The sequence below is a fragment of the Nocardia sp. NPDC087230 genome (genome assembly GCF_044744725.1).
In the GTDB taxonomy this organism is placed as follows: domain Bacteria; phylum Actinomycetota; class Actinomycetes; order Mycobacteriales; family Mycobacteriaceae; genus Nocardia; species Nocardia canadensis.
The window spans coordinates 14,640-40,254 of sequence record NZ_JBIUYV010000017.1; the positions used below are offsets into that span (position 1 = coordinate 14,640).

General features: G+C 70.1%; 32 protein-coding genes. 10 read left to right on the top strand and 22 right to left on the bottom strand.

What is annotated here, in order from left to right; genetic code table 11:
- Positions 1 to 2 precede the first annotated feature (2 nt).
- The 3 genes from ACIO52_RS31230 to ACIO52_RS31240 all read right to left on the bottom strand — a co-directional run bounded on the left by ACIO52_RS31230 (position 3) and on the right by ACIO52_RS31240 (position 3,013).
- Positions 3 to 869, bottom strand: a complete 867-nt coding sequence (locus ACIO52_RS31230; RefSeq protein ID WP_218716272.1) for an ABC transporter permease — start codon at positions 867 to 869, stop codon at positions 3 to 5.
- Positions 869 to 1,714, bottom strand: a complete 846-nt coding sequence (locus tag ACIO52_RS31235; protein WP_189034738.1) for an ABC transporter permease — start codon at positions 1,712 to 1,714, stop codon at positions 869 to 871. The genes ACIO52_RS31230 and ACIO52_RS31235 overlap by 1 nt, the downstream gene beginning before the upstream one ends.
- A 198-nt stretch (positions 1,715 to 1,912) precedes the next feature.
- Positions 1,913 to 3,013: a calcium:proton antiporter gene (locus ACIO52_RS31240; protein WP_374104821.1), complete on the bottom strand. Its 1,101-nt coding sequence runs from the start codon at positions 3,011 to 3,013 to the stop codon at positions 1,913 to 1,915.
- Between the two features lie 95 nt (positions 3,014 to 3,108).
- Between ACIO52_RS31240 and ACIO52_RS31245 the strand changes: the two genes are divergently transcribed.
- A complete protein-coding gene (locus ACIO52_RS31245) occupies positions 3,109 to 3,765 on the top strand; it encodes a PhoU domain-containing protein (protein ID WP_218716270.1) in 657 nt (218 codons plus the stop codon).
- Between the two features lie 2 nt (positions 3,766 to 3,767).
- On the opposite strand, the gene ACIO52_RS31250 is transcribed toward ACIO52_RS31245, so the two are convergent.
- Positions 3,768 to 4,601, bottom strand: coding sequence for an RNA polymerase sigma factor (locus ACIO52_RS31250; RefSeq protein ID WP_218716269.1), 834 nt, complete (start codon positions 4,599 to 4,601; stop codon positions 3,768 to 3,770).
- A 17-nt stretch (positions 4,602 to 4,618) separates the two neighbouring features.
- Complete coding sequence (locus tag ACIO52_RS31255) at positions 4,619 to 5,542, bottom strand: haloalkane dehalogenase (protein WP_402648950.1); 924 nt, start codon at positions 5,540 to 5,542, stop codon at positions 4,619 to 4,621.
- A gap of 201 nt (positions 5,543 to 5,743) precedes the next feature.
- On the opposite strand from ACIO52_RS31255, the gene ACIO52_RS31260 reads away from it, so the two are divergent.
- From ACIO52_RS31260 to ACIO52_RS31270, 3 genes are read left to right on the top strand one after another with little or no spacing between them, the layout of a single operon-like run.
- The gene (locus tag ACIO52_RS31260; RefSeq protein ID WP_218716267.1) at positions 5,744 to 6,529 is read left to right on the top strand and encodes an HNH endonuclease family protein; all 786 of its coding nucleotides are present in this window, start codon (positions 5,744 to 5,746) and stop codon (positions 6,527 to 6,529) included.
- 35 nt (positions 6,530 to 6,564) lie between these two features.
- A complete protein-coding gene (locus ACIO52_RS31265; protein ID WP_218716266.1) occupies positions 6,565 to 6,789 on the top strand; it encodes a hypothetical protein in 225 nt (74 codons plus the stop codon).
- 25 nt (positions 6,790 to 6,814) lie between these two features.
- Positions 6,815 to 7,555: a phosphatase PAP2 family protein gene (locus ACIO52_RS31270; RefSeq protein ID WP_218716265.1), complete on the top strand. Its 741-nt coding sequence runs from the start codon at positions 6,815 to 6,817 to the stop codon at positions 7,553 to 7,555.
- Here the strand turns inward: ACIO52_RS31270 and ACIO52_RS31275 are convergent.
- Both ACIO52_RS31275 and ACIO52_RS31280 read right to left on the bottom strand, forming a co-directional pair.
- Complete coding sequence (locus ACIO52_RS31275; protein WP_402648898.1) at positions 7,504 to 8,511, bottom strand: NAD(P)-dependent alcohol dehydrogenase; 1,008 nt, start codon at positions 8,509 to 8,511, stop codon at positions 7,504 to 7,506. The genes ACIO52_RS31270 and ACIO52_RS31275 overlap by 52 nt on opposite strands.
- Positions 8,508 to 8,933 carry a hypothetical protein gene (locus ACIO52_RS31280; protein ID WP_402648900.1) on the bottom strand — a complete coding sequence of 142 codons (426 nt, stop codon included), beginning with the start codon at positions 8,931 to 8,933 and terminating at the stop codon, positions 8,508 to 8,510. The genes ACIO52_RS31275 and ACIO52_RS31280 overlap by 4 nt, the downstream gene beginning before the upstream one ends.
- A 132-nt stretch (positions 8,934 to 9,065) precedes the next feature.
- Between ACIO52_RS31280 and ACIO52_RS31285 the strand changes: the two genes are divergently transcribed.
- Positions 9,066 to 9,857: a helix-turn-helix domain-containing protein gene (locus tag ACIO52_RS31285; protein WP_402648902.1), complete on the top strand. Its 792-nt coding sequence runs from the start codon at positions 9,066 to 9,068 to the stop codon at positions 9,855 to 9,857.
- A gap of 40 nt (positions 9,858 to 9,897) precedes the next feature.
- Here the strand turns inward: ACIO52_RS31285 and ACIO52_RS31290 are convergent, their stop codons facing one another.
- From ACIO52_RS31290 to ACIO52_RS31310, 5 genes are all read right to left on the bottom strand, one after another.
- Complete coding sequence (locus ACIO52_RS31290; protein ID WP_316573736.1) at positions 9,898 to 10,371, bottom strand: DUF2231 domain-containing protein; 474 nt, start codon at positions 10,369 to 10,371, stop codon at positions 9,898 to 9,900.
- A gap of 89 nt (positions 10,372 to 10,460) precedes the next feature.
- Entirely contained in the window at positions 10,461 to 11,672 is a 1,212-nt protein-coding gene (locus ACIO52_RS31295) for an NAD(P)/FAD-dependent oxidoreductase (RefSeq protein WP_342800848.1), read from the bottom strand.
- Positions 11,673 to 11,834: 162 nt separating this feature from the next.
- Positions 11,835 to 12,476: a PadR family transcriptional regulator gene (locus tag ACIO52_RS31300; RefSeq protein ID WP_402648906.1), complete on the bottom strand. Its 642-nt coding sequence runs from the start codon at positions 12,474 to 12,476 to the stop codon at positions 11,835 to 11,837.
- Between the two features lie 82 nt (positions 12,477 to 12,558).
- Positions 12,559 to 14,589 carry an MDR family MFS transporter gene (locus ACIO52_RS31305; RefSeq protein ID WP_402648908.1) on the bottom strand — a complete coding sequence of 677 codons (2,031 nt, stop codon included), beginning with the start codon at positions 14,587 to 14,589 and terminating at the stop codon, positions 12,559 to 12,561.
- 67 nt (positions 14,590 to 14,656) lie between these two features.
- On the bottom strand, positions 14,657 to 15,289 hold the full coding sequence (locus ACIO52_RS31310; RefSeq protein ID WP_218716258.1) for a TetR/AcrR family transcriptional regulator: 633 nt from the start codon (positions 15,287 to 15,289) through the stop codon (positions 14,657 to 14,659).
- Between the two features lie 108 nt (positions 15,290 to 15,397).
- Here ACIO52_RS31310 and ACIO52_RS31315 point away from each other — a divergent pair, with 108 nt between their 5' ends.
- From ACIO52_RS31315 to ACIO52_RS31335, 5 genes are all read left to right on the top strand, one after another.
- Complete coding sequence (locus ACIO52_RS31315) at positions 15,398 to 15,682, top strand: hypothetical protein (protein WP_402648912.1); 285 nt, start codon at positions 15,398 to 15,400, stop codon at positions 15,680 to 15,682.
- A gap of 83 nt (positions 15,683 to 15,765) precedes the next feature.
- Positions 15,766 to 16,686, top strand: a complete 921-nt coding sequence (locus tag ACIO52_RS31320) for an RNA polymerase sigma factor RpoD/SigA (RefSeq protein WP_218716810.1) — start codon at positions 15,766 to 15,768, stop codon at positions 16,684 to 16,686.
- A 39-nt stretch (positions 16,687 to 16,725) separates the two neighbouring features.
- The gene (locus tag ACIO52_RS31325) at positions 16,726 to 17,601 is read left to right on the top strand and encodes an oxidoreductase (RefSeq protein ID WP_218716809.1); all 876 of its coding nucleotides are present in this window, start codon (positions 16,726 to 16,728) and stop codon (positions 17,599 to 17,601) included.
- A gap of 51 nt (positions 17,602 to 17,652) precedes the next feature.
- On the top strand, positions 17,653 to 18,084 hold the full coding sequence (locus ACIO52_RS31330; protein WP_218716808.1) for a transcriptional regulator: 432 nt from the start codon (positions 17,653 to 17,655) through the stop codon (positions 18,082 to 18,084).
- A complete protein-coding gene (locus ACIO52_RS31335; protein ID WP_218716807.1) occupies positions 18,081 to 18,449 on the top strand; it encodes a DUF3817 domain-containing protein in 369 nt (122 codons plus the stop codon). The genes ACIO52_RS31330 and ACIO52_RS31335 overlap by 4 nt, the downstream gene beginning before the upstream one ends.
- A gap of 64 nt (positions 18,450 to 18,513) precedes the next feature.
- Here ACIO52_RS31335 and rdgB read toward each other — a convergent pair whose 3' ends face one another.
- The 10 genes from rdgB to clpS form a co-directional block, all read right to left on the bottom strand.
- Complete coding sequence (gene rdgB, locus ACIO52_RS31340; protein WP_402648915.1) at positions 18,514 to 19,119, bottom strand: RdgB/HAM1 family non-canonical purine NTP pyrophosphatase; 606 nt, start codon at positions 19,117 to 19,119, stop codon at positions 18,514 to 18,516.
- Positions 19,120 to 19,121: 2 nt separating this feature from the next.
- Complete coding sequence (rph, locus tag ACIO52_RS31345) at positions 19,122 to 19,886, bottom strand: ribonuclease PH (protein WP_218716805.1); 765 nt, start codon at positions 19,884 to 19,886, stop codon at positions 19,122 to 19,124.
- A gap of 71 nt (positions 19,887 to 19,957) precedes the next feature.
- Complete coding sequence (locus ACIO52_RS31350) at positions 19,958 to 20,722, bottom strand: cyclic nucleotide-degrading phosphodiesterase (protein ID WP_218716804.1); 765 nt, start codon at positions 20,720 to 20,722, stop codon at positions 19,958 to 19,960.
- A 69-nt stretch (positions 20,723 to 20,791) separates the two neighbouring features.
- Entirely contained in the window at positions 20,792 to 21,517 is a 726-nt protein-coding gene (locus ACIO52_RS31355) for a rhomboid family intramembrane serine protease (RefSeq protein ID WP_316573732.1), read from the bottom strand.
- 157 nt (positions 21,518 to 21,674) lie between these two features.
- Positions 21,675 to 22,637 (bottom strand): PLP-dependent cysteine synthase family protein, encoded by a 963-nt coding sequence (locus ACIO52_RS31360; protein WP_218716802.1) that lies wholly within the window; start codon positions 22,635 to 22,637, stop codon positions 21,675 to 21,677.
- A 4-nt stretch (positions 22,638 to 22,641) separates the two neighbouring features.
- On the bottom strand, positions 22,642 to 22,992 hold the full coding sequence (locus tag ACIO52_RS31365; protein ID WP_255587089.1) for a MoaD/ThiS family protein: 351 nt from the start codon (positions 22,990 to 22,992) through the stop codon (positions 22,642 to 22,644).
- Between the two features lie 34 nt (positions 22,993 to 23,026).
- Positions 23,027 to 23,446, bottom strand: a complete 420-nt coding sequence (locus tag ACIO52_RS31370; RefSeq protein WP_316573750.1) for a M67 family metallopeptidase — start codon at positions 23,444 to 23,446, stop codon at positions 23,027 to 23,029.
- Between the two features lie 72 nt (positions 23,447 to 23,518).
- The gene (locus ACIO52_RS31375) at positions 23,519 to 24,619 is read right to left on the bottom strand and encodes a P1 family peptidase (protein WP_402648921.1); all 1,101 of its coding nucleotides are present in this window, start codon (positions 24,617 to 24,619) and stop codon (positions 23,519 to 23,521) included.
- A 23-nt stretch (positions 24,620 to 24,642) separates the two neighbouring features.
- Complete coding sequence (locus ACIO52_RS31380) at positions 24,643 to 25,212, bottom strand: DUF2017 domain-containing protein (RefSeq protein WP_218716800.1); 570 nt, start codon at positions 25,210 to 25,212, stop codon at positions 24,643 to 24,645.
- A gap of 13 nt (positions 25,213 to 25,225) precedes the next feature.
- Positions 25,226 to 25,576: an ATP-dependent Clp protease adapter ClpS gene (clpS, locus tag ACIO52_RS31385; RefSeq protein WP_218716799.1), complete on the bottom strand. Its 351-nt coding sequence runs from the start codon at positions 25,574 to 25,576 to the stop codon at positions 25,226 to 25,228.
- Between the last annotated feature and the right edge of the window lie 39 nt (positions 25,577 to 25,615).

Here is a 25,615-nt window from a genome sequence, read left to right on the forward strand (position 1 = left end):
GCTCACCCCGTAAAACTGATCGCCGAGTTGAAGCCCCACAGGATGATCGACAGCACCATGTCGATGGCGACGATGGCCACCGAGCTGGCGCGCACCGCGCGACCGGAGGCGATGCCGACGCCCTCGGGGCCGCCGGTGGCGAAGAACCCGAAGTAGCTGTGCACCAGGATCACCACCGTGCCGAACACGGCGACCTTGATGACGGCGGCGATCATGTCGAACCCGGAGATGAACTGGAAGAAGTAGTGGTCGTAGACGCCGGCCGACTGCCCGTAGACCATCGTGAGCAGCCCGCGGCAGGCGCCGTAGGACAGGATCAGCGCGATCAGGAAGGTGGGCACGATGGCGATCGCGCCCGCGATGACGCGAGTGGTCACCACGAAGGGAACCGAACGCAGGCCCAGCGCTTCGATGGCGTCGATCTCCTCGGAGATGCGCATCGAGCCGATCTCGGCGGTGATCCGGCAGCCCGCCTGCGCGGCGAAGCCGATGGCCGCGGCGATCGGGGCCAGCTCACGGGTGGTGGCGTAGGCCGAGATAACGCCGGTCACCGGGCCCATGCCGAGCATGTCGAGGGAGGCGAAGGATTCGACGCCGACCGAGGCGCCCATCACCAGGCCGAGCACGATCATCATCGGGACGGTGCCGCCGCCGACGATGATCGACCCGCGACCCCAGGTCATGTCGGTGACCGCGCGCAGCGTCTCGTCGCGGTAGCGGCGCAGCGTCAGCGGCACCGAGGACAGCACCTGCCAGACGAACACGGCCACGAAGCCCAGCGATTCACCGGCCGAGCCGATGCGCTTGCCGAGCCGGGCCGGCCCGCGCAGCCAGTGCAGCGAGGTGGGGAGATAGGAGGAGGCAGCCATCATGCCAACTTCGTCGGCAGGAACATGGCGCTGATCTGGGTGGCCAGCAGGTTCACGATCGCGATCGAGACCACCGAGAGCACCACCGCCGCGTTCACCGCGTCGGCGACACCGCGCGGTCCGCCCTTGGCCTCGAGCCCGCGCTGGCAGGAGATGACGACGACCAGGAAGCCGAAGATCAGCGCCTTGAGCAGCGAGACCCACACGTCACCGGCGGTGGCGAAGGAGCCGAAGGTCGACCAGTAGCTGCCCGGGGTCACGCCCTGGCCGCCGACGGCGACCGCGTACCCGGCGAGCACGCCGACGAAGATGATCAGCACATTGAGCATCGGCGCGACGATCAGCATGGCCATCATGCGCGGGATGACGAGCCGGTGCACCGGGCTGATGCCCATGGTGTTGAGCGCGTCGATCTCCTCGCGGATGGTGCGCGCGCCGAGGTCGGCGGCGATCGCGGCCGCGCCCGCGCCGCCGAGCAGGAAGCCGGTGGCGATGGGCGCGCCCTGCTTGATGACGCCCAGACCGCCGGTCGCGCCGAGCATGGAGTCGGCGCCGAGGCTGTGGATCAGGTTGCCGACCTGGATCGAGACGATCACGCCGAACGGGATCGCCATCAGGATCGCGGGAATCGCGGTGACCGTGATCAGCCGCCAGGCCTGGACGAGGGTCTCGCGCCACTGGAAATGCCCGCGGGCGACATCGGCGACGGTGCCGGTGACCGACTCCTGCGCGAGGTCGACCGCGCGCCCGAAGGTCCGCAACGACGACACGACCGTGTCGGTGAAGTTCTTGCGGACGATCTGGGTAGCGGAATCCGGCTTCGCGGAATGCAGATCGGTGGACATCAGCGATGCCCCCGGCCCGCTCGCGAAGCGCGGAGCATGGTGATTTTCATACCGCACTCTCTGGCTTCGGCGTCGGTGCCAACTCCAGCAAGCTAGCCGGTACTCTGCGTCACAACAAAATTTCGGGGTGGTGACCCTCGTCGCTTTTTCGCGGTTTCAATGACAGATCGCCACCTCGTGTGATCCGCAACACTTCAGCTACGGACTTGCGGCCAGGAACACAAAAGCGGCGAACAACGCCAGGTGAACGCCACTGTGCAGCAGGGTCGCGCGGCCGGGAACGATGGTCAGCGTGCTCACCACGACGGTCAGCGCGAGCAGGACCATCTGGGTGGCGCCCAGGCCGAGCACCAGCGGGCCGCTCAACCAGATCGTCGCCAGCGCGATCACCGGAATGGTGAGACCGATGCTGGCCATGGCCGAGCCCAGCGCGAGATTCAGGCCGATCTGCACCTGGTTGCGGCGCGCGGAATTCACCGCGGCCAGCGTCTCCGGCAGCAGCACCAGCATCGCGATCACCACGCCGACCGCCGACTGTGGCAGCCCGGCCGAGGCCACGCCCGCCTCGAGCGCGGGCGAGACCACCTTGGCCAGCCCCACCACACAGACCAGCGCGAGCACCAGCAGGCCCAGGCTGGTCAGCGCCGCCCGGTTGGACGGCGAGTGGTCGTCGGCGGCGCTGTCGTCGACCGCGCCGCCGTCCTCCACCGGAAGGAAATCGTCGGGGTGACGCACCGTCTGGACCATCACGAACAGCAGATACAGCGCCAGCGAGGCGACCGCGGCGAAGGCTAGCTGCGCGGGCGAGAACTCCGGTCCCGGCTTACTCGTGGTGAAGGTCGGCAGCACCAGACTCAGCGTCGCCAGCGTCGCGACGGTGGCCAGCGCGGCGCCGGTGCCCTCGGGATTGAACACCGCGACCCGCCTGCGCAGCGCGCCGACGAGCAGGACCAGGCCGAAGATGCCGTTACAGGTGATCATCACCGCGGCGAAGACGGTATCGCGGGCCAGCGAGGCCGCCTTGTCGCCACCGGAGATCATCATCGTCACGATCAGCGCCACCTCGATCACGGTGACGGCCACGGCCAGCACGAGCGAGCCGAACGGTTCGCCGACCCGATGGGCGACCACCTCCGCGTGATGGACCGCGGCCAGTACCGCGCCGACCAGCGCGGCGCTGACGAGCGCCACCACGAGTCCCGGCACGTCGCGCCCCCAGGTGACGGCGAGTACGAGCGCGGCGAGTATCGGGACTAAGAGGGTCCATCTGGTCGTCAACGCGGCAATCATGGCCTCCATCGTTCCAGCCGCGCGCGAGTGGACAGGGATACCCGGCCGCGAAAGATCCGCCGATGGATTCCCGGGGAGCGCCTCGATGGGGAACAATTCAGCCCGTGCGGACCCAGTTCACCCTCGAGCTCGTTGCTCTGTCCAACGATCTCACCCTGATGTCGCGCTTGGCCCATGACGCGACCGAGCGGGTCACCGAGGCGCTCGCCGGCGCCGACCTGACCGCCACCTACGAGGTCTTCGCGCTCGACGAGCAACTCCAGCAGATGTTCGCCGCCTGCGAAAGTCGCACCATGGCCCTGCTCGCGCTCCAGGCGCCGGTCGCCCGCGACCTACGCCACGTGGTGACCGCGATCCAGATCGCCGGGGAGCTCTCGCGGATCGGCAGGCGCACCGAGACCGCCGGTCAGTACGTGTACCGGGCGCATCCGCGGGCCGTCGCGCCGGAGCCGGTCATCGCCGAGTTGGTGGCGATGGGCTTGCTGGCCGCGGAATATGTTGCGCGGGTGAGCGCTTCGGTCGCGACCGGCCGTTTCACCGAGGACGACGGCACCACCGCCGCCACCATGGAGACGCGCTGCGCGCAGCTGCGCGCCGTGCTGACCACGGCCGAGGTCGGCGTCGGCACCGGCACGGCGATCGATCTGGCCCTGCTGGGCAGCCAGTTCCAGCGCTGTGTCGACCACGCCGCCCGCATCGCCCGCCTGATCCGCTTCCTGGACACCGGGATTCCGCCGGAGACCGGGACGCTGCCCGACTGACCTCAGTCGAGCAGCGGGAACCGGCCCGAGCCGAGCAGCCCGGCGATCGCCGCGATCTTCTCCTGCGGCGCCGCGTAATCCGGATGCGCCGTCAGCACCGCCGCCACGTCCCGCAGGTCACTGAGCTGCGCCGCCGCTTCGGCCACCGTGCGACCACCGTGGCGCACAGCGTGTTTCGTGTAGACGGGGCGCGCCGGATCGATCCGCCCGAGTTCACTCGCGCGGGTGACCCGGCGCGCGCACCGGCACGGCGCCGCCGGATTCGCCAGCCCGCACGACGAGCGCAGGAACGCGCCGAGTCGCTGTTTGGCCCGCTCCCAGCGCTTCTGGTACGCGGCCGGGCTGATGTCGAGCACCCAGGCCGCCTCGGCCACCGACAGCCCGAACACGTCACCGAGGACGAAGGCGATCCGCTCGTCCCGGCTCAGGCATTGCAATACCGCCTGGGTGCAGCTGAGACGGACCTCCTCGGCGAGCAGAGTGGCTTCGGGACCGCGGTAGTCCTCGGTGGCCAGCCCGTCGAGCAGGTTCGCGCCGAACTCGTCGAGGCCGAGCTGTTCGCGCTCGGGCGCCGACCGCCGGTGCTGCGAGATCAGATAGTTCGCCCCGACCCGGTACGCCCAGGTCCGCAGCGCGGCCTCGCCGCGCCAGGTGGACAACCGGGTGACCACCCGGATCAGGATCTCCTGCACCGCGTCCTCGGCGTCGGCCGGGCGGCCGGTCATCCGCAGGGCCAAGCGGTACAGGGGATCCTGCAGCTGCGCGATCACCTCGCTCAACGCTGCCCGGTCGCCCGCCACGGCGCGAGCGACCAGCGCGGCCTCGTCGGTCTCCATGTCGATATTGTCGCCCGTCACGCCAACAGCCCGTGCCGGTCCAGCCAGCCCGCCACGGATTTCGCGATCGCCACCGGCTGATCCTCCGGCGCGTGGTGCGAGCCCCGGCCCACCGGCTCCACCTCCAGGTCGGCGAAGGTGGCCGCCGCCCAGGCGATCACCTCGGCGCTGCCCAGCCCGACGGCGGGCTCCACCGTCATCAGCAGCTTGGGCACCCCCGCGCTCGCCGCCATCCATTCGCCGTAGGCGTTCACCCTGGCCACGACGTCGGCGGGCTCGCCGTCGAGCGGGAACTCCCTGGCCCAGGCCAGCATCGGCGCGCGCGAGGCCGGGGTGGGATACGGGGCGCGGTAGGCGTCGAGATCGGCCTCGGTGAGCGCGGGAACCAGCGTCGGCAGGTTGTATTCGATGAACTTGTTCTCGGCGAGCACCGCCTGTTCGCCCGCGGGCGAACGGAACAGCCGGAACATCTCGGCCGAGCGCGCGGGCAGCTCCGACCAGCGCAGCGGGCGCAGGAAGGTCTCGATCACCGCGATCCCGGCGACCCGGCCGGGGTGCCTGGCGGCGAAATCCATGGCCAAGGTGCCGCCCCAGTCGTGACCGACCAGGATCGGATCGGTCAGCTCGAGCGCGTCGAACCAGGCGTCGAGGTAGCGGGCGTGATCGTCGAGGCGGTAGGCGATCTCGGGTTTGCCCGAGGCACCCATCCCGATCAGGTCGGGGGCCAGGCATCGGGCGTGCTCGCGCACCACCGGCAGCACGTCGCGCCACAGGTAGGAACTGGTGGGGTTGCCGTGCAGGAAGACGACGGGTCGGGTGTCGGCACCCGCGTCGCTGTAGGAGATGAACGAGTCGATGACGTCGACGGTCGGCATGGCCGGTTCCTTTCGCTGAATGATCCTTCCCCCGGTTGGACGCGCGGAACCGGCCGCCGCCGACAGGGATTCATAGTGACGTGCGTCACTCCGGGTTTACCGCGCTCCGCCGCAGGTCACCACCCTCGATAGGCGAACGCTATTGAGCCGCAATTCCTTTGCGATGCCGTGTGCCGAACGTCATAGACGACAATCAGATACGACACCCGGTGCGGCCGTTAGGTTGTGCCGGTTCATTTTCGACGAAGGCATGTGGGTGATACGGGCATGAAGTGGTCATCGATCAGCGGCTCTCCTCTGGGCCGGGCCCTGCTCGCCCTCGCCGCGGCGGTGGTGATCGGCGTCGTGCTGACCATCGCCAACTCGATGCTGGACAAGGTGAGCCCCACCGCGCCGGGGCCGGGTCCGGCGAGCGCGGCGACGGTGTCGGGCAAGGAGATCGGCGATCTGCTCGGCAAACTCGTTGTCGCCAAGGAAGGCCCGATGACGGGCTACACCAGGGAGAAGTTCCCGCACTGGGACACCAACAAGCCCGAACACGGCTTCGGCGGCGAGCTGGCCCAGTACCCCAAGTGCACCAGCCGTGACGTGATGATGCTGCGCGACGCGACCGGCAAGGTCACCCTCGACCCGAAGACCTGCGAGCTGAAGATCCCCGCGGGCGCCGGCTGGCAGGACCGCTACGGCTTCGTGGACAAGAAGACCGGCCAGCTCGGGCCGTACAAGTTCATCACCGACCCGGCCAAGGTCGACGCCGAACACATCGTGGCCCTGGCCGAGGCGTGGCGCTCCGGCGCCGCCGACCGCGACGAGGACACCCGCCGCCGCATCGCCAACGACTCGATGAACCTGGTCGCCGCCGATCCTTCGGCCAACCGCTCCAAGGGTGACCAGGACCCCGCGAACTACTTGCCGCCGGGCAACTTCCGGTGCGCCTATGTCGAGCATTACGTCAAGGTCAAGATAAAGTACGCCCTGACCGTTGATACCGCCGAGCACACCGCGTTGCGCACCGCAGTCGACGACTGCCTCCGCCGAGGAGAGTTCAAATAAGCGAGACGATCGAGATCACCGCCGACAGCGCCGTCATGACCGAAGAGGAAGGGACGGTGTCCGGCGAGCTCGACGTCATGCTCGACGACGCGGGCAAGGGCCTCGTCCGCTACCGCGGTACCGATACCTGGTACACCATCGGCAACATCGAGGGCGAGCCCCCGCGCGTCTGGGACACCGTCGCCGACCTGGTGAAGGCGATCAAGAAGGTCGCGGGCACCCGCGACGTCGCCGGAAACGCGGTCGTCTTCGAAGCATGAGGCCGGAGCTGGCAATCTGGTAGCTATGCCGATCGCCTCGCGCCGACCCCCGCCCGACGACCTCGCGTGGTCGGTCCTGGGCCGACGGCCCCCGCTGGCCGCCGCCCTGCTCGCGACCGCCGCCGTCTCGCTCATCGCGCTCACCTGGCAGGTGAACAACGACGCGGGCATCATCCGGTTCGACCCACGGGTGCTGGACTGGATGATCGCGCACCGCGGCGAACCGCTCACCTCGATCGCCCGGGTGATCACCGATCTGGGCGATACCAAGTCGATGACCATCCTCGCGGCGATCACGGTCGCGTGGTTCGCCTGGCGGCGCGACTGGGCGACCGCCGCGCTGGTCGCCGTCACCTCGGCGGGCGCGGGGGTGCTGGTCGTGGTGGTCAAACATCTCGTGGGCAGGCACCGGCCGCCGGAGGTCGCCCGCCTCGTCGCCGAACCGAGCCTGTCGTATCCGTCGGGGCACACCCTGGGCACGACGGTCGTGGTCGGCATCGTGGCGATCACCGTGATCCCCGGGCTGCGCAGGCGTTGGGTCCGGTGGGTGGCGACGGTGTTCGCGGTGCTGTTCCCGATCGCGGTCGGGCTGTCGCGGATCTATCTGGGCGTGCACTGGGCCACCGATGTGCTCGCCGGCTGGCTGTTCGGCCTGTCCTGGCTGGTCGTGTGCGTGACCGTGTTCTGTCTGCTGCACGGCTCCCCCACCGACGATCAGCCGACGGAGACGACCACCTTGCCGAACGCCGCGCCCGAGCGCAGGTAGTCGTAGGCTGCGGCGGCCTCGTCGAACCCGAATTCGCGGTCGATCACCGGGCGCAGGCGATGCTCGGTGATCGCCCGGTTCATCGCCTCGAAGCCGACGCGGCTGCCGACGGCGATCCGGCGGATCGCGAGATAGGACGAGCCGAACGGGTTGACCGGCGGTGCCGTTCCGGGCGCCGGGGCCATCGCGCCGATCATCGTCACCGTCGCGTTGTAGGCGCCCGCGGCCACCGACTGGGGCAGCGTGGGCAGGCCGACGGCATCGACCACGTGCTCGACGCCACCGGTCAGCCCCGCCACCACCGCACCCCAGTCGGGCGTCTCGGTCCGGTCGATCACCGTCTCCGCGCCGAGCGCCCGCAACCGCTCGGCCTTCGCCGGGCCGGACGTGATCGAGAGGACCTCCGCGCCCAGCAGCGTCGCGAACTGGACGGCGAACAGCGCGACCGCGCCACTGCCGACCGTCAGCACGCGGTCACCCGGCGCGACCGGCGTCCCCGTGGTGAGTGCCGACCAGGCCACCAGGCCCGCGCAGGGCAGCGTGGCCGCCTCGGCGTCGGTGAGCTGCGCGGGCACGTGCACGATGGAGTCCTCTTCGACCAGGGCGTACGTGGCGAGGAACCCGGGATAGTTGGCGCCGTACTGTTCTGCGGCCAGCGCCAGGCTCTGCGGACCGTCGACCCAGTGCACGAAGTAGCTCGCGGTGATCCGGTCGCCGAGGGCGGCGCGGGTGACATCCTCGCCCAGTGCGATCACCTCGCCGACGCCGTCGGACAGCGGCACGATGCCCGGCGTGAGCGGCAGGGGGTAGGTGCCGTCGAGCAGCATCAGATCGCGCCGGTTCACCGAGGCCGCGCCGACCCGGATCAGGACCTGGTGCGGCCCCGGTTCGGGTCGCCGCTGCGCGGCGACCGTGAGTCCCTGACCGGGAACTGCCTGGTAGGCAAGGGCATTCATCGCGACCCCTCGATGAACTGGTGGTCGGTGACGACGCGGCCGTCGGCATCGAGCGCGAGCAGGTCGAAGCCGCCGCCCTGGGGAGTGTCGTCGTCGCGGCGGTGCATGGTCCACGCGACACCGACGGTGCCCGCGGGCAGTGCCACGGCCGGGCCCGCCGTGACGAAGACGAACTCGCCGTCGGCCAGGAACATCTCGTAGGCGCGGGTGACGCGGCGGTCGAGCGCGTCGTAGCCGTGCACGGCGAGCGGCGGCGCCGCGATCGCGAGGTCGGCCGCCGCCGCGCGGGCCGCGGCGGGCGGGTCGACCAGGTACTGCGCGCCGTCGACGGCGAAGAGGTCCTCGATCAGGGTGCGGCGGACGGTGGGGTCGGCTTCGTTCCAGAGGGCCACGTAGCGGGTGGCGATGTCGTTGTTGCTCATGGCCACAACTCTGTCGAGGGCGGTGACGCCGCGCGATTCCCCGCGGGGAATGAACGCCGTGCGTCGTCGCGCTCCGCCTGTCATTCCCCGGCGGGAATGGCGCGAGGTGGCCGCCCGCGGTTGACTCGCCCCATGACGATCGCGCAGACCACCACCGCCTTCGGCCCGCAGCTGCGGCACTGGCGCACCCTGCGCCGGGTCAGCCAGCTCGACCTGGCGATTCGCGCCGAGACGAGTCAGCGCTATCTGAGCTTCCTCGAGCAGGGCCGGTCACAGCCGGGACGCACGATGGTGGTGCGGCTGGCCGAATCGCTCGAACTGGGCCTGCGCGATCGCAACAATCTGCTGCTGGCGGCGGGCTTCGCGCCGATGTTCCCCGAAAGCGATCTGGCCGCACCGGAATTGGCGCCCGTGCGCGAAGCGCTCACCGCCGTTCTCGACGGGCACCTGCCGTATCCGGCGCTGGTCGCCCGTCCGCGCGGCGAACTGGTCACCGCCAACGCCGCGTTCGACCTGTTCACCGACGGCGTCGCCGACCATCTGCTGCGCGCGCCGATGAACGTGCTGCGGCTGGCCCTGCACCCGGCGGGCGTCGCGCCGCGCGTGCGCAATCTGCCCGAATGGGGCAGGCACATCATCGACGCACTGCGCAGCCGGGCCGCCCACACCCCCGATCCCGCCGTCGACGCGCTGATCACGGAACTGTCGGGCTATCTGCCCGCCGTCACCCCCGGTCCCGATCACGTCGGCTTCGCCGTCCCCCTGCACCTGCGCACCGACGACGGCGATCTGCGCCTGATCACCACCCTCACCTCGTTCGCCACCGCGACCGACGTCACCCTCGCCGAACTCCATCTCGAGGCCTTCCTGCCCGCCGACGCGGAGTCCGCCCGGATCCTGCACCTGCGCGCCGCACGGCGCTGACACCGGCAGTCGATAGCAATCCGCTATTCCCGAGGACGGCTCAGCCCGCCACCGCGGACACCAGCGGTCCCCACGTCGCCCGGGCTCCCGAGTCCCCGATCCGCACGACCTGCACCGTCGCGGCGACACCCACCGCCACCGCGAGCACGGCCACGACCGCGACCACCGCGCGCGTCGGCCGCCTGCCCGCGCGCTCGGCCAGATGCACCCCGGCGACCAGCGCCGCGACCACCAGCAACGCGATCACGAACGGCAGCAGAGTGTCGCCGAGATCGATGTGGGCGCGGATGGCGGGCGTGCTGCCGACCCGTTGCGCGAGCCAGCGCCCCGCGCTCACCGTCACCGGGGTGAGGGCCACGGTGAGCACCGCCAGTGCCACGGCCGGCCAGACCAGCACGCGCCGAGCCATGGGCCAGACCGCCGCCAGGACGAGCAGTGCCGCCGTCAGCGGGACGAGCACCACGAGCAGGTGCACCAGCAGGACATGGGCGGGCAGTCCGTTGATCGTCGACACGAGCGTCTCCTGGCAGCCTGAGTCTGTCGTCCCAGTATGCGCGGGTACTCGCCCCCGGTCGGCGCATCCCGGCCGGGGGCGAGCACGGATCAGGACGTGAGTGTGGCGAGCTCGCGCTGGACCGGCGCGTCCCAGTCGATGCGGTAGCGGCGTTCGGCGCCCATCGTCTTCTCCGGGTTCATCACCGTCTTGACCATCAGCGGCATCATCGCGTTCATGATCTTGCGGGCGACCGGGCCCGGCGTCTTGCTGTGGTTGACCTTCGCCGCGCGCGCCGCCACGCCCTCCACCCTGGACCGGCGCAGCCGCTCGTAGGCCGCGAAGGCCTCGGCGGGCGCGTCGATGTCGCGCAGGCAGCGGGCCAGCTGCACGGCACTCTCGATGGCCAGCGACGCACCCTGCCCCGAGCTGTTGGACGGCGCGTGCACCGAGTCGCCGACCAGCACCATCCGGTCGCGATACCAGTGCGGCACCGGCGGCATGATGTGCAGCGCCCCGGTGATCTCCAGGTTCTCGGCGGTGGTGCGGCGGGCGAACTCGCCGCCCGGGGTATCGGGCGCGTAGGTCTCGCGCAGCACGCGCAGCCAGTGCTCGGCCGGGATCGCGCGCGCCTCGGTCAGCGAGTAGTACTGCTTGCTGGGCAGATTCGCGCCCCAGGCGACGCGGCCGTCGGCGTGCTGCCAGTACAGGTAATAGGCCTTGGCGCCGAAGGCGAACACCATGGTGTCGGCGGGCAGATCCTGGTCGCAGTCGACCAGCGCGCCGAAGCCGAGCATGCCGGTGTAGTCGGGTCCGGGCGCGGCCGGGTCGATCAGGGTCCGGACGGTGGACCGGATGCCGTCCGCGCCGACCAGGATGTCGGCCGACGCGGTGGAGCCGTCGGTGAAGTGCGCGGTCACGCCGTCGGCGTGCTCGTCGACGCGCACCAGCCGCTTGTCGTAGCTGAACGGCACACCGGCCGCGACCGCGTGATCGTGCAACGCGCGGTGCAGCTCGCCGCGGTCGACGACCTGCAGCGGCGGCTGATCGGGCAGCACCGGCAGGACGTGTTCGCGGCCGCCGACGGCCAGCCGCATGCCGCGCACGGGCAGCGCGATCGCGCGGACGGCGTCGCCGGCGCCGAGGATGTCGAGGGCCGCGACCCCGTTGGGGGCGAGCGCGAGCCCGGAGCCGATCCCTTCGGACGGCCCGGAATAGGCCTCGTAGACGTGGGCGTCGATGCCTGCCCGGAGCAGGGCGGTCGCGGCCACGGGGCCGGCGATGCCACCGCCGATGACCACGGCGGAACGGGTGTGGGACATGAGTGATCTCCAGATCTGTGTCTGCGTCACCCGGGCTATCCTGTGGTTGCCAGCCTCGTAGCCGGGTGCGCATGCGTGTGAGCACGGTGTCGGGACGGTTTCTCGGACTCGGTGGGGTGTTGCCGCACACCACCGGGTCCGGGGTCTTTTTCGGGGCGAGAGCTAGCCGGTCCCCCCTTCGCCGAAGTCGGGAATCCGGTCGGCGGGCATGCCGTCGGCATGCCACTGCCGCCACATCCGCAGGCCTTCGAAGGTGCCGGCGCGGAGTTCGTCACGCAGCGAGCGCGCCCAGCGCGCCTCGGCTTCCAGCATCGCCACGCCGAATTCGGTCTCGACGAGGAACAGCCGGGGCAGGTTGCCCGCCAGCCCGGCGAGCTCGGTCTTCGCACGGTCGACGGCGGCATCGAGCGCGTCGATCCGGAGGCCGAGCAGCTCGATCACCTCGTCGGGCGGGAGCACGGCCAGGATCGACAGGCCCGCGGTGAACCGGTGGTGTTCGGGCTCGGGCGAGGCGAGCAGTTCCCTGGTCCAGTCGGCCATCTCGGTGCGGCCGGCGTCGGTGATCCGGTAGATCACGCGCTCGGGCCTGGCGCCGTCGCGCTCACTGCCGACGACTTCGAGGAAGCCGGCCTTGGCCATGTTCTGGACCACCGTGTAGAGCGAACCCCACTTGATGTCCATGTCCTTGTCTTTGCCATGGGCGCGCAGGGTGGCGGCGATCTCGTAGCGGTGCATCGGCCGTTGCACGATCACCGACAGCACGGCGAGCGCCAGCAGATTGTTCACCTTGCGCTTCGTGGCCATACACACCTCCTTACTCGTCTACGAATATACGTCTACGAGTATTAGGCGGGCAAGCGCGATCCACCCGGCTGGACGAACCGGGTCAGACCTTGGCGACCTCGACGCTGTCGGCGCCCTGATCGAGCAGCTTGCCCGCGATATTCGACAGCGCCTCGTCGAGCAGCGCGCGATCGGCGGGGTCGTGGTAGTTCCAGTCGTCGAGGCGGTCGCCGAGCCAGCGCCGCCACCCGGACCGCAGCAGATCGACTTCTCGGATGCCCTGGTCGGTCAAGGTCAGCGTGCCGCCGTCGTCGAGCAGCAGGCCGTCGTCGACGGCCTGCCGGAACACCGGCGACAGCACCTCCACCGGCAGCCGGTGCCGGAACGCGATGCCGTAGACCTTCGCGGGCAGCCCCTGCTTGTCGTGCAGATACACCTGCCCCAGCGCCCAGGCGGCATCCGGCTCCAGTGAGCTGCCCGCCGCCGCGATGAGCTCCGGAATGATCGGCTTCTGTGCCCTGGCCTTGCGCACGGTGGCCGCGACCGCGCGTTCCAGCTGCACCACCCGGTCGTCGGAGTCGGGCATCGAGAAACCCTCGCCGATATCGCCCGCGCCGTGCCTGGCACTGTCGCGCAAGCGGACCTGCGGCAGGAACCAGGCGACGACGAACCCGAGCAGCGCGACCGGAACCACCCAGCGGAACACGTAATCGATCGAGTTGGCGTAGGCGTCGATGATCGGCGCGGTCTGCTCGACCGGCAACCCCCGCAACAGCTTCGGATTCGCGACCACCTCCGGGCCGATGCCCGGGGTCTGCTGGATCGCCTCGGCCAGGGCGGTCTTGCTGTGGTTGTTGTAGAGCGTGCCGAAGACCGCGGTGCCGAACGCGCTGCCGAGAGTGCGGAAGAAGGTCACGCCCGAGGTGGCGGTGCCGAGATCGGCGTAGGGGACGGTGTTCTGCACGACGATGGTGAGCACCTGCATGGACAACCCCAGCCCGGCACCGAGGATCAGCATGTACAGCGATTCCAGCCAGACACTGGTCTGGCGGCCCATCGTCGACATCAACCACAGGCCGACCGCCATCACCGCCATGCCGACGATCGGGAAGTACCGGTACTGCCCGGTGCGCCCGACCACCTGACCGGAGAAGACCGAGGTGATGAACAGGCCGACGACCAGCGGCAACGTCCGCACGCCCGACACCGTCGCCGTCGCGCCGTCGACGTATTGCAGGTAGGCGGGCAGATAGGTCATCGAGCCGAGCATCGCGAAGCCGACGATGAAGCTGAGCACCGACGACACCGTGAAGACCCGGCTGCCGAACAGCCGCATCGGCAGCATCGGCGCCTGTGCCCGCCGCTCCACCAGGACGAACGCGGTCAGCAGGATCGCCGCGAGCACGAACAACCCGATGATCTGCCACGAGCCCCACGGATATTCGTTGCCGCCGAACTCCAGTCCGAGGATCAGCGCCGAGACGCCGAGGGCGACCAGCCCGATGCCGAGGTAGTCGATCACCGGCCGCACGACGGCGCGCAGACGCGGCAGCGTGCGCGCCGCCATCACCACCATGATGATCGCCAGCGGCACATTGACGTAGAAGCACCAGCGCCAGCTCGCGTGATCGGTGAACAGCCCGCCCAGCGTGGGGCCCACGACCGTGGTGATGCCGAACACCGCGCCCAGCGCACCCTGATACTTGCCGCGTTCCCGCAGCGGGATGGTGTCGGCGATCAGCGCCATCGAGGTCACCATCAGGCCGCCCGCGCCGATGCCCTGGATGCCGCGGGCCAGGATCAGCACGCCCATGCCGGGCGCCATGCCCGCCAGCGCGGAGCCCGCGATGAAGATGACGCCGCTGATCTGAAACAGCAGTTTGCGGCCGAACAGGTCGCCGAGTTTGCCCGCGAGCACGGTCGCGACGGCCTCGGCGAGCAGATACGCCGTGACCACCCAGGCCATGTGCCCCGCGCTGCCGAGGTCGGCCACGATCGAGGGCAGCGCCGCCGAGACGATGGTCTGGTCGAGCGCGGCCATGAGCATGCCGAGCACCACCGTCGCGAAGATGAGGTTGATCTTGGTCTTGCTCATCGGCTCGACAGGCTCGTCTACAGCAACACCATCGGACATGGCCTCAGTATGGGCTTTCCGACGGTGCGCGGTACTTCAGTGACACGGCAGCAATCAGACCGAGACGTCAGCGGACGGCGTACTCGCCCAGGCCCGGTTCGAGCGCGTCGAACGCGATCCGCGCGTATTCGGCCATGGCGGTGGCGATCTCGTCACCGGACTCGCCGTCGAGCATGCGGCGCAGGATCTCCTCGAACAGCACCCGTTGGACACCGGCGAGCTGGGCCGCGGCGATCCGCGGGGTGATGTCGTCGGACGCGGCGCCGGTGGTCTCGCGCAGGACGCCCGCCAGCGCGTTCTCCCGCTCGTCGTGGAACTCGCGCAGGCGCGCCACCAGTGCCGGACTGTCGGTGATCATCCGGGCGAACGGTTCTCCGCTGAACCCGATCACCGGATCCTGCGCGGCCACCGCGGCGAGGTAGGCAGCGCGCAACGCGGCCAGCGCCGACTGCCCCGGCTCACGCGCGCGGACGACGGCGGCCAACTGCTCGACGAACACCTCGCCGAGGTCGAGCGCGAGGTCCTCCTTGCGCGGGAAGTAGTTGGTGACCGTCATCTTGGCGACATCGGCGGCCGCGGCGACATCGGCGATCGTCACCTTGTCGAAGCCGCGTTCGAGGAACAGCTCGGTCGCCCGATGCGAGATCTGCTCCCTGGTCTGCTGCTTCTTCCTCGCCCGGAGCCCCTGCTGTGTGGTCATGACCGCAGCATAACTGAAGTCGCCCCAAAATTGTTCTTGACATATTTTTAGGTCCGTTCTAAGTTTGTGTTCGTCGCCGAGCGCGACACCGATCGAAGGAGACAGCGCATGCCGCACGGACCCGATATCGCCGCCCAGACCCGACGCAGCCACACCACCGACGAAGGAGCAGCCGATATGGCCCGATACACGACGATGCGAACCTCACTCGACGACACGATCCGCGAGCTCATGACCGCGGCAACGCCCCTCCCGACGCCCGGCCGTCCGGCCGCGCCCCGCGCCGCCGCGCCATTCCCGGCGCAGCGTCGCCGCGTTGCCGGCTCAACGATTCGCGGCGCGCAGACCCGGTCGACGACCGTGCGCCGCCCGCTGCGAATCCCCGGGCGCTGAACGCGCCGGCCGGTGGTGGCGGCGCGCCGCCACCACCGGCCACCCGGTCGGCCACACCCTCGCAGCATCGAACGGAGCCTTCCTTGACCGTCACCACCGATTCCGTCCGCGACTACCTGACCGCCATCGCCCGCACGCCCCTGCTGACCGCCGAGGAGGAATACGCCCTCGGTGCCCGTATCGCCGCAGGCACGGCGGCCCGCGCCGAACTCGACGAGAACGCCGCGGCCGGAATCGAACTCACCGCCGCGCGGCGGGAGCGGCTGCGCCGCACCGAACTCGACGGACTGCGCGCGAAGGACCGGATGGTCCGGGCGAATCTGCGCCTGGTGGTCTCCATCGCCCGCCGGTTCCCGACCAACACCGGCATGGCGCTGCTCGACCTGATCCAGGAGGGCACCCTCGGCCTGATCCGCGCGGTGGAGAAGTTCGACCACACGCGCGGGCTCAAGCTCTCGACGTACGCGACGTACTGGATCCGCCAGTCGATCGGGCGGGCGCTCACCGATCAGGGCCGCACGATCCGGTTGCCGTCCAACGTCGCCGACGTCCTGCACCGGGTGATCCGCGTACGCCGCGAGCTGACCCAGCGGCTCGGCCGCGCGGTCACCGTCGAGGAGCTGGCCGCGGCCGCCGAGCTCACCGTCGCCCAGGTCGCGGCGGTGCTGCGGCACGAGCCCGAGCCGGTGTCGCTGCACGCGCCGGTCGGCGAGGGCGCCGAACTGGGCACGCTGCTGCCCGACACCGCGCCCGCGCCGGCGGACGTGGTGGCCGAGCGGATGCTGCCCGGCTATGTCGAGGCCGCGCTCGCGGTCCTCACCGAGCGTGAGTCCGCCGTCATCCGGCTGCGGTTCGGTCTCGATCGCGGACAGGCGCGCTCGCTGGAGGAGGTGGGCTCGGCGCTCGGCGTCTCGCGGGAACGGGCCAGGCAGATCGAGGCCAAGGCGCTGACCAAACTGCGCAGGCCCGCCTGCGCCGGTACGCTGGCCGGATTGCTCGGCTGACCACTTCCCTCCGATCTTACTCCGGAGTAAGGTCGGCGCATGGCATGGAAACCAACTGACATCGCGGACCAGACCGGGCGCACGTTCGTGATCACCGGGGCCAACGGCGGCCTCGGCGCCGAAACCACCAAGGTGTTGGCAGGCAAGGGCGCCACCGTGATCATGGCGTGCCGCAACGCGGCCAAGGCCCAGCCGATCGCCGACGCCATCCCGGGCGACGTCCGGGTGGCCGCGCTCGACCTCGCCGACCTGGCTTCCGTGCGCGCCTTCGCCGACCAGCAGGGCGAATTCGACGTCCTGATCAACAACGCCGGCCTGATGAACATCCCGTTCTCGCGCACCGCCGACGGCTTCGAGACCCAGTTCGGCGTCAACCACCTCGGCCACTTCGCGCTCACCGGCCTGCTGCTCGACCGCATCACCGACCGGGTCGTCACCCTGGCCAGCATCGCCCACAAGCAGACGCCCAAGCTGTGGATCGACGACCTCAACTACGAGCACCGCCGCTACCAGCGCAACCTCGCCTACGCCCAGGCCAAGCTGGCCAACCTCATGTTCGGCCGCGAACTACAGCGCAGGCTCAGCGAGGCGGGCTCGGCCAAGAAGTCCTACGCCGTGCACCCCGGCGTCTCGGCGACCGACCTGTTCGCCCGCACCGAGACCCCGCTCGACCGGGTCAGCAAGCCGTTCATCAAGCTCATCGGCCACCCGCCGGCCAAGGCCGCCCACTCGAGCCTGTTCGCCGCCACCGAGCCTGCGGCCGACCCGACCGTCTACTGGGGTCCCAACAAGTGGATGCAGTCCCAGGGTCCGGTCGAGGCGTGCCCGTCGAGCGCGATCTCGCGCAATCCGGAACTGCTGCGCAGGCTGTGGGAGGAATCCGAGCGGATGACCGGGATCACCTACAAGTTCTGAGCCCCCGACCTGCTCCTACGCCGCCTGTAGTAGGCGGGTACCGTGGAGCGCGTGTCCGCTTCCTCTCCCCGCCCGGCGCACAATCGACCGGCCCTGATCGCGCTGGTCGTCGTCGTCGCGCTGGGCTGCCTCGCGCTGGCCTGGTGGCAGTGGGAGCGGTTCGAATCGGCCTCGGGAACCGGCCAGAACCTCGGCTACGCCCTGCAGTGGCCGCTGTTCGCCGCGTTCGCGGTGTTCGCCTACGTCCGGTTCGTCCGCCTCGAGCGCGAGGCCGAGGAACCGGACACCGCACCGCGCGCGGCGAAGGCCGAGGCACCGCGCGAGATCCCCGCCGGGATCCTGCCGGAACGGCCCAAGGCCGCGCCCGCCGACGACCCGGAAACGGTCGCCTACAACCAGTACCTGGCGGGACTGCACGCCAGCGACATCGATGCGCAGGTCCGCTCGGCCGGTCTGCGCGCCCCTGAGAGGAACGCCGGGTGACCACCGACGAGAACACGACCGCACCGTCGCTCGACCAGGCCGCCCCGGCGGGCGACGCCGCCAAGATCCGTCCGGCGCTACAGCGCTACCGGGTGCTGGCCTGGGTCACCGGCCTGTGGCTGCTGCTGCTCACCGGGGAGATGATCGCCAAGTACGGCTTCGGCGTCGACACCCCGAGCTGGATCGCGGTCGTGCACGGCTGGGTGTACTTCGCCTACCTGCTCGTCACCGCCGACCTCGCCGTGAAGGTGCGCTGGCCGATCGGGCGCACCGTCGGCACCCTGATCGCGGGCACCATCCCGCTGCTGTCGTTCTTCGTCGAGCACCGCAATGCCAAGGACGTCAAACAGCAGTACGGACTCTGAGCCCCCCGAACGACGACAGCGCCGCCGCACCCGGAATCCGGGGCGGCGGCGCTGTCGTTTCGGTTCAGGCCAGCGCGGCCAGCGCGGGCAGCAGCTGGGTGAGCGCCCGGCCGCGGTGCGAGACAGCGTCCTTCTCGGCCGGAGTCAGTTCCGCGGCACTGCCGGTGCCACCCTCCGGCAGGAACAGCGGATCGTAACCGAAACCGCCCTCCCCCAACGGTTTCCGGGCGATCGTGCCCGGCCATTCGCCGCGCACCACGGTTTCGGTGCCGTCGGGCAGCACCAGCGCGCAGGTGGAGACGAACCGGGCGCCGCGCCGCTCGTCGGGCACGTCACCGAGCTGCGCGAGCAGCAAGGTGTTGTTGGCGGTGTCGTCGCCGTGACGGCCCGACCAGCGTGCCGAGAGCACGCCGGGCATACCGTTGAGCGCGTCCACCTCGATCCCGGAATCATCGGCCACACACGGCAATCCGGTGGCGACGGCCCCGTCGCGCGCCTTGGCGATCGCGTTCTCCTCGAAGGTGGCCCCGGTCTCGGGCGCCTCCTCGTAGGGCGGCACCTCGTTCAGGCTCACCAGTTCGATCCCGGCGACGCCCGCCTCGTCGAGGATCCGGCGCAGTTCTTTCAGCTTCTTGGCATTCCGGCTGGCGACCAGCACGCGCACGGCCACGGCTACTTCTTACCGGCCGGCTCGGGCAGCGCACCCGGGTAGGGCTGCGCCAGGACTTCCTTCTGCACCGCGAACAGCTGCTCACAACCGGCCAGCGCCGAATCGAGCAGCTTGTCCAGGGTCGAGCGCGGGAACGTCGCGCCCTCGCCGGTGCCCTGGATCTCGACCAGGGTGCCGGTGTCGGTGGCGACCACGTTCATGTCGACCTCGGCGCGCGAATCCTCCTCGTAGGGCAGGTCGAGGCGCACCCGGCCGTCGACCACGCCGACACTCACCGCGGCGATCATGCACGAGATCGGTTGCGGGTCGGCCAGTTTGCCCGCCGCGGCCAGGTAGGTCACCGCGTCCGAGAGCGCCACGTACGCACCGGTGATGGCGGCGGTACGGGTGCCGCCGTCGGCCTGCAGCACGTCGCAGTCCAGCGCGATGGTGTTCTCGCCCAGCGCGGCCAGGTCGATGCAGGCGCGCAGCGAGCGCCCGATCAGGCGGCTGATCTCCTGGGTCCGGCCGCCGACCTTGCCCTTCACCGATTCACGCCCGCTGCGGGTGTGGGTGGCGGCGGGCAGCATCGCGTACTCCGCGGTGAGCCAGCCGAGCCCGGAATCCCGCCGCCACGGCGGGACACCCTCGGTGACGCTAGCCGTGCACATCACCCGGGTCTGCCCGAACTCGACCAGCACCGATCCCGCCGGATGCGTGGTGAAGCCACGGGTGATCCTTACCTCGCGGAGTTCGTCATCCGCCCTGCCATCGGCTCGTCTCGACACGGCACACACACTAGCCGTTCCACGTCCCCGGGAGTCAGCGAGTCGTCGGGAAGCTCGACTGTTCGCCGGTCCTACAGGTCGAAGGTTTCGCCGGGCGAGACCGCGTGGACCGGGCCGGCGAACGCGGCCTTGGCCTCGGCGATGACATCCTCGCGCGAGGTCCACGGGGGAATATGGGTGAGCAGCAGTTCCTTGGCGCCCGCGCGGGTGGCGATCTCGCCCGCCTCGGTGCCCGAAAGGTGAATGCCGGGAGGGCGATTGGCCGGATCGTGGGTCCACGAGGCTTCGGCCATCAGCACATCGGCGCCTTCGGCCAGCTCGACGACGGCATCGCACATGGCGGTGTCGCCGGTGTAGACGAAGACGCGGCCGTCCGCGGCGGTGATGCGCAGGCCGTAGGACTCCGGCGGGTGATACATCCGGCGGGCCTCGACGGTGTGGCCGGGACCGAAGGGGACGGGCACGTTCTCGACCCAGGCCTGCGAGTCGATCACGTCGGACCAGTCGTCGGTCTCGCCGCCGATCTCGGCGGAGGCGTTGCCGATGCGCAGCGCGGCGTCGGAGGGACCGCGCACCAGCGCCAGGCCCTGCGGCGGATTGGGATGGTAGCGACGCCACACCAGCAGCGCGGGCAGATCGAGGCAGTGATCCGCGTGCAGATGGGTCAGGAAGATGTCGACGTCACCCGGGTTCAGGTACTTCTGCAGCGCGCCGAAGATGCCGGGACCGAAGTCGATGACGGTCGGCCTCATATCGGGACCCGTCAGCAGGTAACCCGACGCTGGGGAATCCGGGCCGGACACGCTGCCCGAGCACCCGAGGACGGTAAGGCGCATGCCCCCATGCTGCCACGACGTGCTGGTGCTCAATGCAGGATCCCCCCATTTTCCAGACCGGATCCCCGGCTACCGCGTAGGTACTGCGCGGCCGACCGATGCTCCACGGCGGCGTCGACGTTCATCACCAGAGAGTACCCAGCCCGCGAGGACTCCACCCACCGCCCCGAAAAGATGTCCCTGCCAAGAAATTAGGGGGTCACTGGGCAGTACGCCCCACAGCATCGAGCCGTAGAGCGCGAAGATCACCACGCCGAGCACGATCTGCCCCACATTGCGGGCGAACCACCCACGGCAGATCAGATACGTCAGCCAGCCGAACACCAGCGACGACGCGCCGACGTGCACGCTGCCCGACGAGCCGGTCAGCCAGGTGCCGACGCCGGCGACCACCCAGATGATCGCCGTGGCCGCGATACCGCGCCCGATCCCGGACAGCAGCACCAGGAAACCGAGGATCAGCAGCGGCAGCGTGTTGGCCATCAGATGATCCCAGCCGCCGTGCAGCAGCGGCGCCCACACGATGCCGTCGAGGCCGTCGAGTTCGCGAGGTTCGATCCCGCCCGCGTCGAGCTGACCGGGCGCCCCCGTCGGCCGGTCGTGCGAGAGCACCGCGTCGACGCCCTCGATCACATACAACGACCCGACGAACCCGACGATCACGACCGCAGCGCGCGTCCACGCCCGGACGCCCTCGCGCCGTGCGGGTGGGGTCGCGCCGGGCCGTCCCCGCAGCCCGGCGATCCGATCCGGATCGAACGAGGCTCCGATTCCTCCGCCACCGCTCACCGACATCGCCTCCACTCGGGCCGGGCCACTACAGAAGCCAGGGTACCGAAACACCCGCCCCCGTAGGCCCGCCCCGACTCGACCACGCACCCAGTCCGCACGCCCGACCCCTAGGGAGGGCAGCCCGCGCAGCGGCCGTCGCGCGCGTCAGCGCTCCGATAACTCACGCCCAGAGCTGGCCGTCGAGCCGTTCCTCGGCCTCGTCCAGGGTGCCGTCGTAGGCGCCGGTCGACAGGTACTTCCAGCCGCCGTCGGCGACGACGAACGCGATATCAGCGCGCTTGCCCGCCTTCTGCGCCTTCTTCGCCACGCCCAGCGCCGCGTGCAGGATCGCGCCGGTGGAGATGCCGGCGAAGATGCCCTCCTCGCCGACGAGTTCCCGGGTGCGCTTCACCGCGTCGTAGGGGCCGACGGAGAACCGTGTGGTCAGCACCGCCTCGTCGTACAGCTCGGGGATGAACCCCTCGTCGATGTTGCGCAGGCCGTAGACCAGTTCGCCGTAGCGGGGTTCCGCGGCGACGATCTCGATGCCCGGCACGTTCTCGCGCAGGAATCGCCCGGTGCCCATCAGGGTGCCGGTGGTGCCGAGACCGGCCACGAAATGCGTGATCTCGGGCAGGTCGGCCAGCAGTTCCGGGCCGGTGGTCTCGTAGTGCGCGAGCGCGTTGGCCGGATTGCCGTACTGGTAGAGCATCACCCAGTCCGGGTTCTTCGCGGCGATCTCCTTGGCCATGGCCACGGCCTGGTTCGAACCACCCGCGGCCGGCGAGTCGATGATCTCGGCGCCGAACATGGTGAGCAGCTGACGCCGCTCCACCGAGGTGTTCTCCGGCATCACGCACACGATCCGGTAGCCCTTGAGCTTGGCCGCCATGGCCAGCGAGATCCCGGTGTTGCCGCTGGTCGGCTCCAGGATCGTGCAGCCCGGAGTGAGCAGCCCGTCGGCCTCGGCCTGCTCGATCATCCGCAGCGCGGGCCGGTCCTTGATCGACCCGGTGGGGTTGCGGTCCTCGAGCTTGGCCCACAGGCGGACGTGGTCGTCGCCGTCCCACTGCGGCGACAGCGTCTTCAATCCGACGAGCGGGGTGTTGCCGAGGGTCGCGATCAGCGATTCGTAGCGGGCCACGACGTCAGCGCAGGCGCGAGCGACGGGCGCGGAGGAGGGAGCCTGCGGCACCACGCAGCGCCCCGGGAGCGCCGAGATCGACACTGCCGCCGGCGACGGCGGGCAGGATGGTGACCGACGCGCCCGCGGGTACCTCGGCGTCGAGACCACCGGTGAAGCGCACGTCCTCGTCGTCGACGTAGATGTTGACGTAGCGGTTGAGCTTGCCGTCGGAGAGCAGACGCTCGGCCAGGCCCGGGTGGTTGGCCTCGAGGTTCTCGATCAGCGCCGACAGCGTCGAGCCCTCGCCCTGGACGCGCTTCTCGCCTCCGGTGAGACCTCGCATGATGGTCGGAATGGACACGGTTACCGGCATGGGGACTCCTCGGGTGTGACTTCGTTCGGTGGGTTCAGGCGTCGTAGGAATCGACGATCCGCACGGGCTCTTCGGTGACCTCGCCGTCGACGATGCGGTAGCTGCGCAGTTCGTGCCGCTCCGGGTCGCGGGTGGAGATCAGCACATAGTGTGCGAACGGCTCGGAGGCGTAGGAGATGTCGGTACGGCTCGGGTAGGCCTCGGTCGCGGTGTGCGAGTGGTAGACGACCACGGGGGTCTCGTCGGCCTCGTCCATCGCGCGCCAGACCTTCAACTGCTCCCCGGAATCGAAGCGGTAGAACGTGGGCGAACGTTCGGCGTTGACCATGGCGACGAAGCGTTCCGGCCGGTCGCTGCCCTCGGGTCCGGCGATGATGCCGCAGGCCTCGTCCGGGTGGTCGGCGCGCGCGTGCGTCACCATCGCGTCCACGAGATCGGCCCTGATCACCAGCACTTCCTCGACCCTTTCCACAAACCCGACTGCGTGCTGTCGAGCACCACCTCGACAACGACCCACCCTATTCGGCTATTCCGCGCCGCGCGCACCCCGGTCCCCACCTGCGGGGAGTCGGCGCGGGAACAGATCTCGATAGGCCGGGATCCCGGCGATCGAGGTCGCGCTGAGCACGGCGTCGACGACAGCCCGCTCCACGACCACGGCCGCGGCCGTGCACAACTGGTCGAGCAGCAGTAGATCGCCGGGGAACGCGCCGGGCAGCGGGATCGGCGGCACCTCGATCGCGGCGGTGGACAGCGCGAACAGGGTGTCACCGTCGAGCGGGGAATGCACCGGCCGGATCGCGCGGGCCAGCCCGTCGTGCGCGGTGGTGGCCAGCCTGTGACAGGCGACCGGGTCGAGCGCGGCGTCGGTGGCGACCACGCCGATGGTCGTGTTGAGCACGGTGCCCTTCACCGGCAGGGCGTCGAGCGCGGCGATCTCGGCCGCGGTCCCGGGCCGCAGCCCGAAGAAATCGGGCCCGTCGGTGCCTGCGCCCCACAGCAGCCCGGTGCGCGGATCGACCACCGAGCCGACGGGATTGGCGACGATCACCGCCCCGACCGTCACCCCGGCGCCCGGCCCGTCGGCGAGAACGACACTCGCCGAACCGATTCCGCCCTTGAGCGCACCGGCGCGCGCGCCGACCCCCGCCCCGGCGGTGCCGCGCGCGAAATCGGCGGCGGCCGCCTCGGCCGCGAGGAATCCGAAGTCGGCGTCGGGCCGGATGTGCCACGCGCCCACCGGCAGATCGAAGATCACCGCGGCGGGCACGATCGGCACCACCCGGCTCGGATCGGCCGGGTCCATCGGGATGCCCTCGCCGTGCTCCTCCGACCAGCGCATCACGCCGTCGGCGGCGGCCAGGCCGTACGCGCTGCCGCCGGTGAGCAGGACCGCGTTCAGCTGACGGACGGTATTGGCCGGGTCGAGCAGATCGGTCTCCCTGGTGCCCGGTCCGCCGCCGCGCACGTCCACCGCGGCGGTCGCGCCGCCGGGGACGCGCACCACGGTGCAGCCGGTCGCGGCGCCGGTACCCAGGGTGACGTCGTTGTCGAGCACCTGGTGATGGCCGACCAGCACGCCCGCCACATCGGTGATCGAGTTCCGTGGACCGGGAGCACTGCGCATTCCCCGACCCTAACCCGCCGGAATCAGGGTGCGAGCGCCTGCAACAGCGAGTCCTGCATCCAGGTCAGCCAGTGGTAGACGTCCAGATGCGGCGCGCGCGGATCACTCGGATCGAAGTGGTCGGGCGTGTCGTCGTCGATGTCGAGCAGGGTGCCCAGCGCCAGGCGCACGTCGGTGAGCGCGGCCAGCCAGGCGTCGGCCTGTTCCGGGGTGAGCACGATCTTGCCGCCTACCTCGGGACAGCTGTCCAGCACGACCCGGCCCGCGGCCAGTTTCGCGTCGATGATCTCGGGCTCGTGCAGGCTGCGCAGCGCGGAGTTGAGATCGGCGCGCTTGGCATCGGGCGAGCCGGGCTCGGCGCGGTGGAAGTCGGGCAGCAGGCGCAGCAGCTGCGGGTCGTCGGGCGGGGTGGAGTTGCCGGTGCGCAGGCCGGTCAGCGCGGCGAGTTCGTCCTCGGGCGCGTCGGCGGCGCGGTCGCTGAGCAGACCGGATACGGCGCCGATCAGGGAGCGCAGCACCGTGGCCTCGTGCTCGTCCATCTCGGAACGAAGCTTCAGGCCACTCAGTGAGTTCTTCCTGCTCCACTTGCGCACAGGGCTACGGTACTCAGTCGTCTCGCTGCATGGTTGCCCAGAGTCCCGCCGCGTGCAATCGGCGCACGTCCTGCTCCATCTTGTCGCGGGAACCGGAGGATACGACGGCCTTGCCCTCGTTGTGCACCTGCAACATCAGCTCGGTCGCCTTGGCTTTGCTGTAGCCGAAGAGCTTCTGGAAGATGTAGGTGACGTAGTGCATGAGGTTCACCGGGTCGTCCCAGACGACGGTCACCCAGGGTCGGTCCTCGGCCTCGAGGATCTCGGTCTGTTCGACCGCTTCCGGCGTCGCTTGCGCCGCTGACAGTGCGGCGTTCACGGCGTCGGTGACGGCGCCGGCTCGAACGGGATTGCACACGGCCATAAAACCCAGGGTACGACGCGGCCACGCAGAAACAACACC

What these genes read in the sequence shown, in the direction of transcription:
- ACIO52_RS31230 (WP_218716272.1), bottom strand. Translation starts at nt 869, where the DNA reads ATGGCTGCCTCCTCCTATCTCCCCACCTCGCTGCACTGGCTGCGCGGG.
- ACIO52_RS31235 (WP_189034738.1), bottom strand. Translation starts at nt 1,714, where the DNA reads ATGTCCACCGATCTGCATTCCGCGAAGCCGGATTCCGCTACCCAGATC.
- ACIO52_RS31240 (WP_374104821.1), bottom strand. Translation starts at nt 3,013, where the DNA reads ATGGAGGCCATGATTGCCGCGTTGACGACCAGATGGACCCTCTTAGTC.
- ACIO52_RS31250 (WP_218716269.1), bottom strand. Translation starts at nt 4,601, where the DNA reads ATGGAGACCGACGAGGCCGCGCTGGTCGCTCGCGCCGTGGCGGGCGAC.
- ACIO52_RS31260 (WP_218716267.1), top strand. Translation starts at nt 5,744, where the DNA reads ATGAAGTGGTCATCGATCAGCGGCTCTCCTCTGGGCCGGGCCCTGCTC.
- ACIO52_RS31265 (WP_218716266.1), top strand. Translation starts at nt 6,565, where the DNA reads ATGACCGAAGAGGAAGGGACGGTGTCCGGCGAGCTCGACGTCATGCTC.
- ACIO52_RS31270 (WP_218716265.1), top strand. Translation starts at nt 6,815, where the DNA reads ATGCCGATCGCCTCGCGCCGACCCCCGCCCGACGACCTCGCGTGGTCG.
- ACIO52_RS31275 (WP_402648898.1), bottom strand. Translation starts at nt 8,511, where the DNA reads ATGAATGCCCTTGCCTACCAGGCAGTTCCCGGTCAGGGACTCACGGTC.
- ACIO52_RS31280 (WP_402648900.1), bottom strand. Translation starts at nt 8,933, where the DNA reads ATGAGCAACAACGACATCGCCACCCGCTACGTGGCCCTCTGGAACGAA.
- ACIO52_RS31285 (WP_402648902.1), top strand. Translation starts at nt 9,066, where the DNA reads ATGACGATCGCGCAGACCACCACCGCCTTCGGCCCGCAGCTGCGGCAC.
- ACIO52_RS31295 (WP_342800848.1), bottom strand. Translation starts at nt 11,672, where the DNA reads ATGTCCCACACCCGTTCCGCCGTGGTCATCGGCGGTGGCATCGCCGGC.
- ACIO52_RS31300 (WP_402648906.1), bottom strand. Translation starts at nt 12,476, where the DNA reads ATGGCCACGAAGCGCAAGGTGAACAATCTGCTGGCGCTCGCCGTGCTG.
- ACIO52_RS31305 (WP_402648908.1), bottom strand. Translation starts at nt 14,589, where the DNA reads ATGTCCGATGGTGTTGCTGTAGACGAGCCTGTCGAGCCGATGAGCAAG.
- ACIO52_RS31310 (WP_218716258.1), bottom strand. Translation starts at nt 15,289, where the DNA reads ATGACCACACAGCAGGGGCTCCGGGCGAGGAAGAAGCAGCAGACCAGG.
- ACIO52_RS31315 (WP_402648912.1), top strand. Translation starts at nt 15,398, where the DNA reads ATGCCGCACGGACCCGATATCGCCGCCCAGACCCGACGCAGCCACACC.
- ACIO52_RS31325 (WP_218716809.1), top strand. Translation starts at nt 16,726, where the DNA reads ATGGCATGGAAACCAACTGACATCGCGGACCAGACCGGGCGCACGTTC.
- ACIO52_RS31350 (WP_218716804.1), bottom strand. Translation starts at nt 20,722, where the DNA reads ATGCGCCTTACCGTCCTCGGGTGCTCGGGCAGCGTGTCCGGCCCGGAT.
- ACIO52_RS31355 (WP_316573732.1), bottom strand. Translation starts at nt 21,517, where the DNA reads ATGTCGGTGAGCGGTGGCGGAGGAATCGGAGCCTCGTTCGATCCGGAT.
- ACIO52_RS31365 (WP_255587089.1), bottom strand. Translation starts at nt 22,992, where the DNA reads ATGCCGGTAACCGTGTCCATTCCGACCATCATGCGAGGTCTCACCGGA.
- ACIO52_RS31375 (WP_402648921.1), bottom strand. Translation starts at nt 24,619, where the DNA reads ATGCGCAGTGCTCCCGGTCCACGGAACTCGATCACCGATGTGGCGGGC.
- clpS (WP_218716799.1), bottom strand. Translation starts at nt 25,576, where the DNA reads ATGGCCGTGTGCAATCCCGTTCGAGCCGGCGCCGTCACCGACGCCGTG.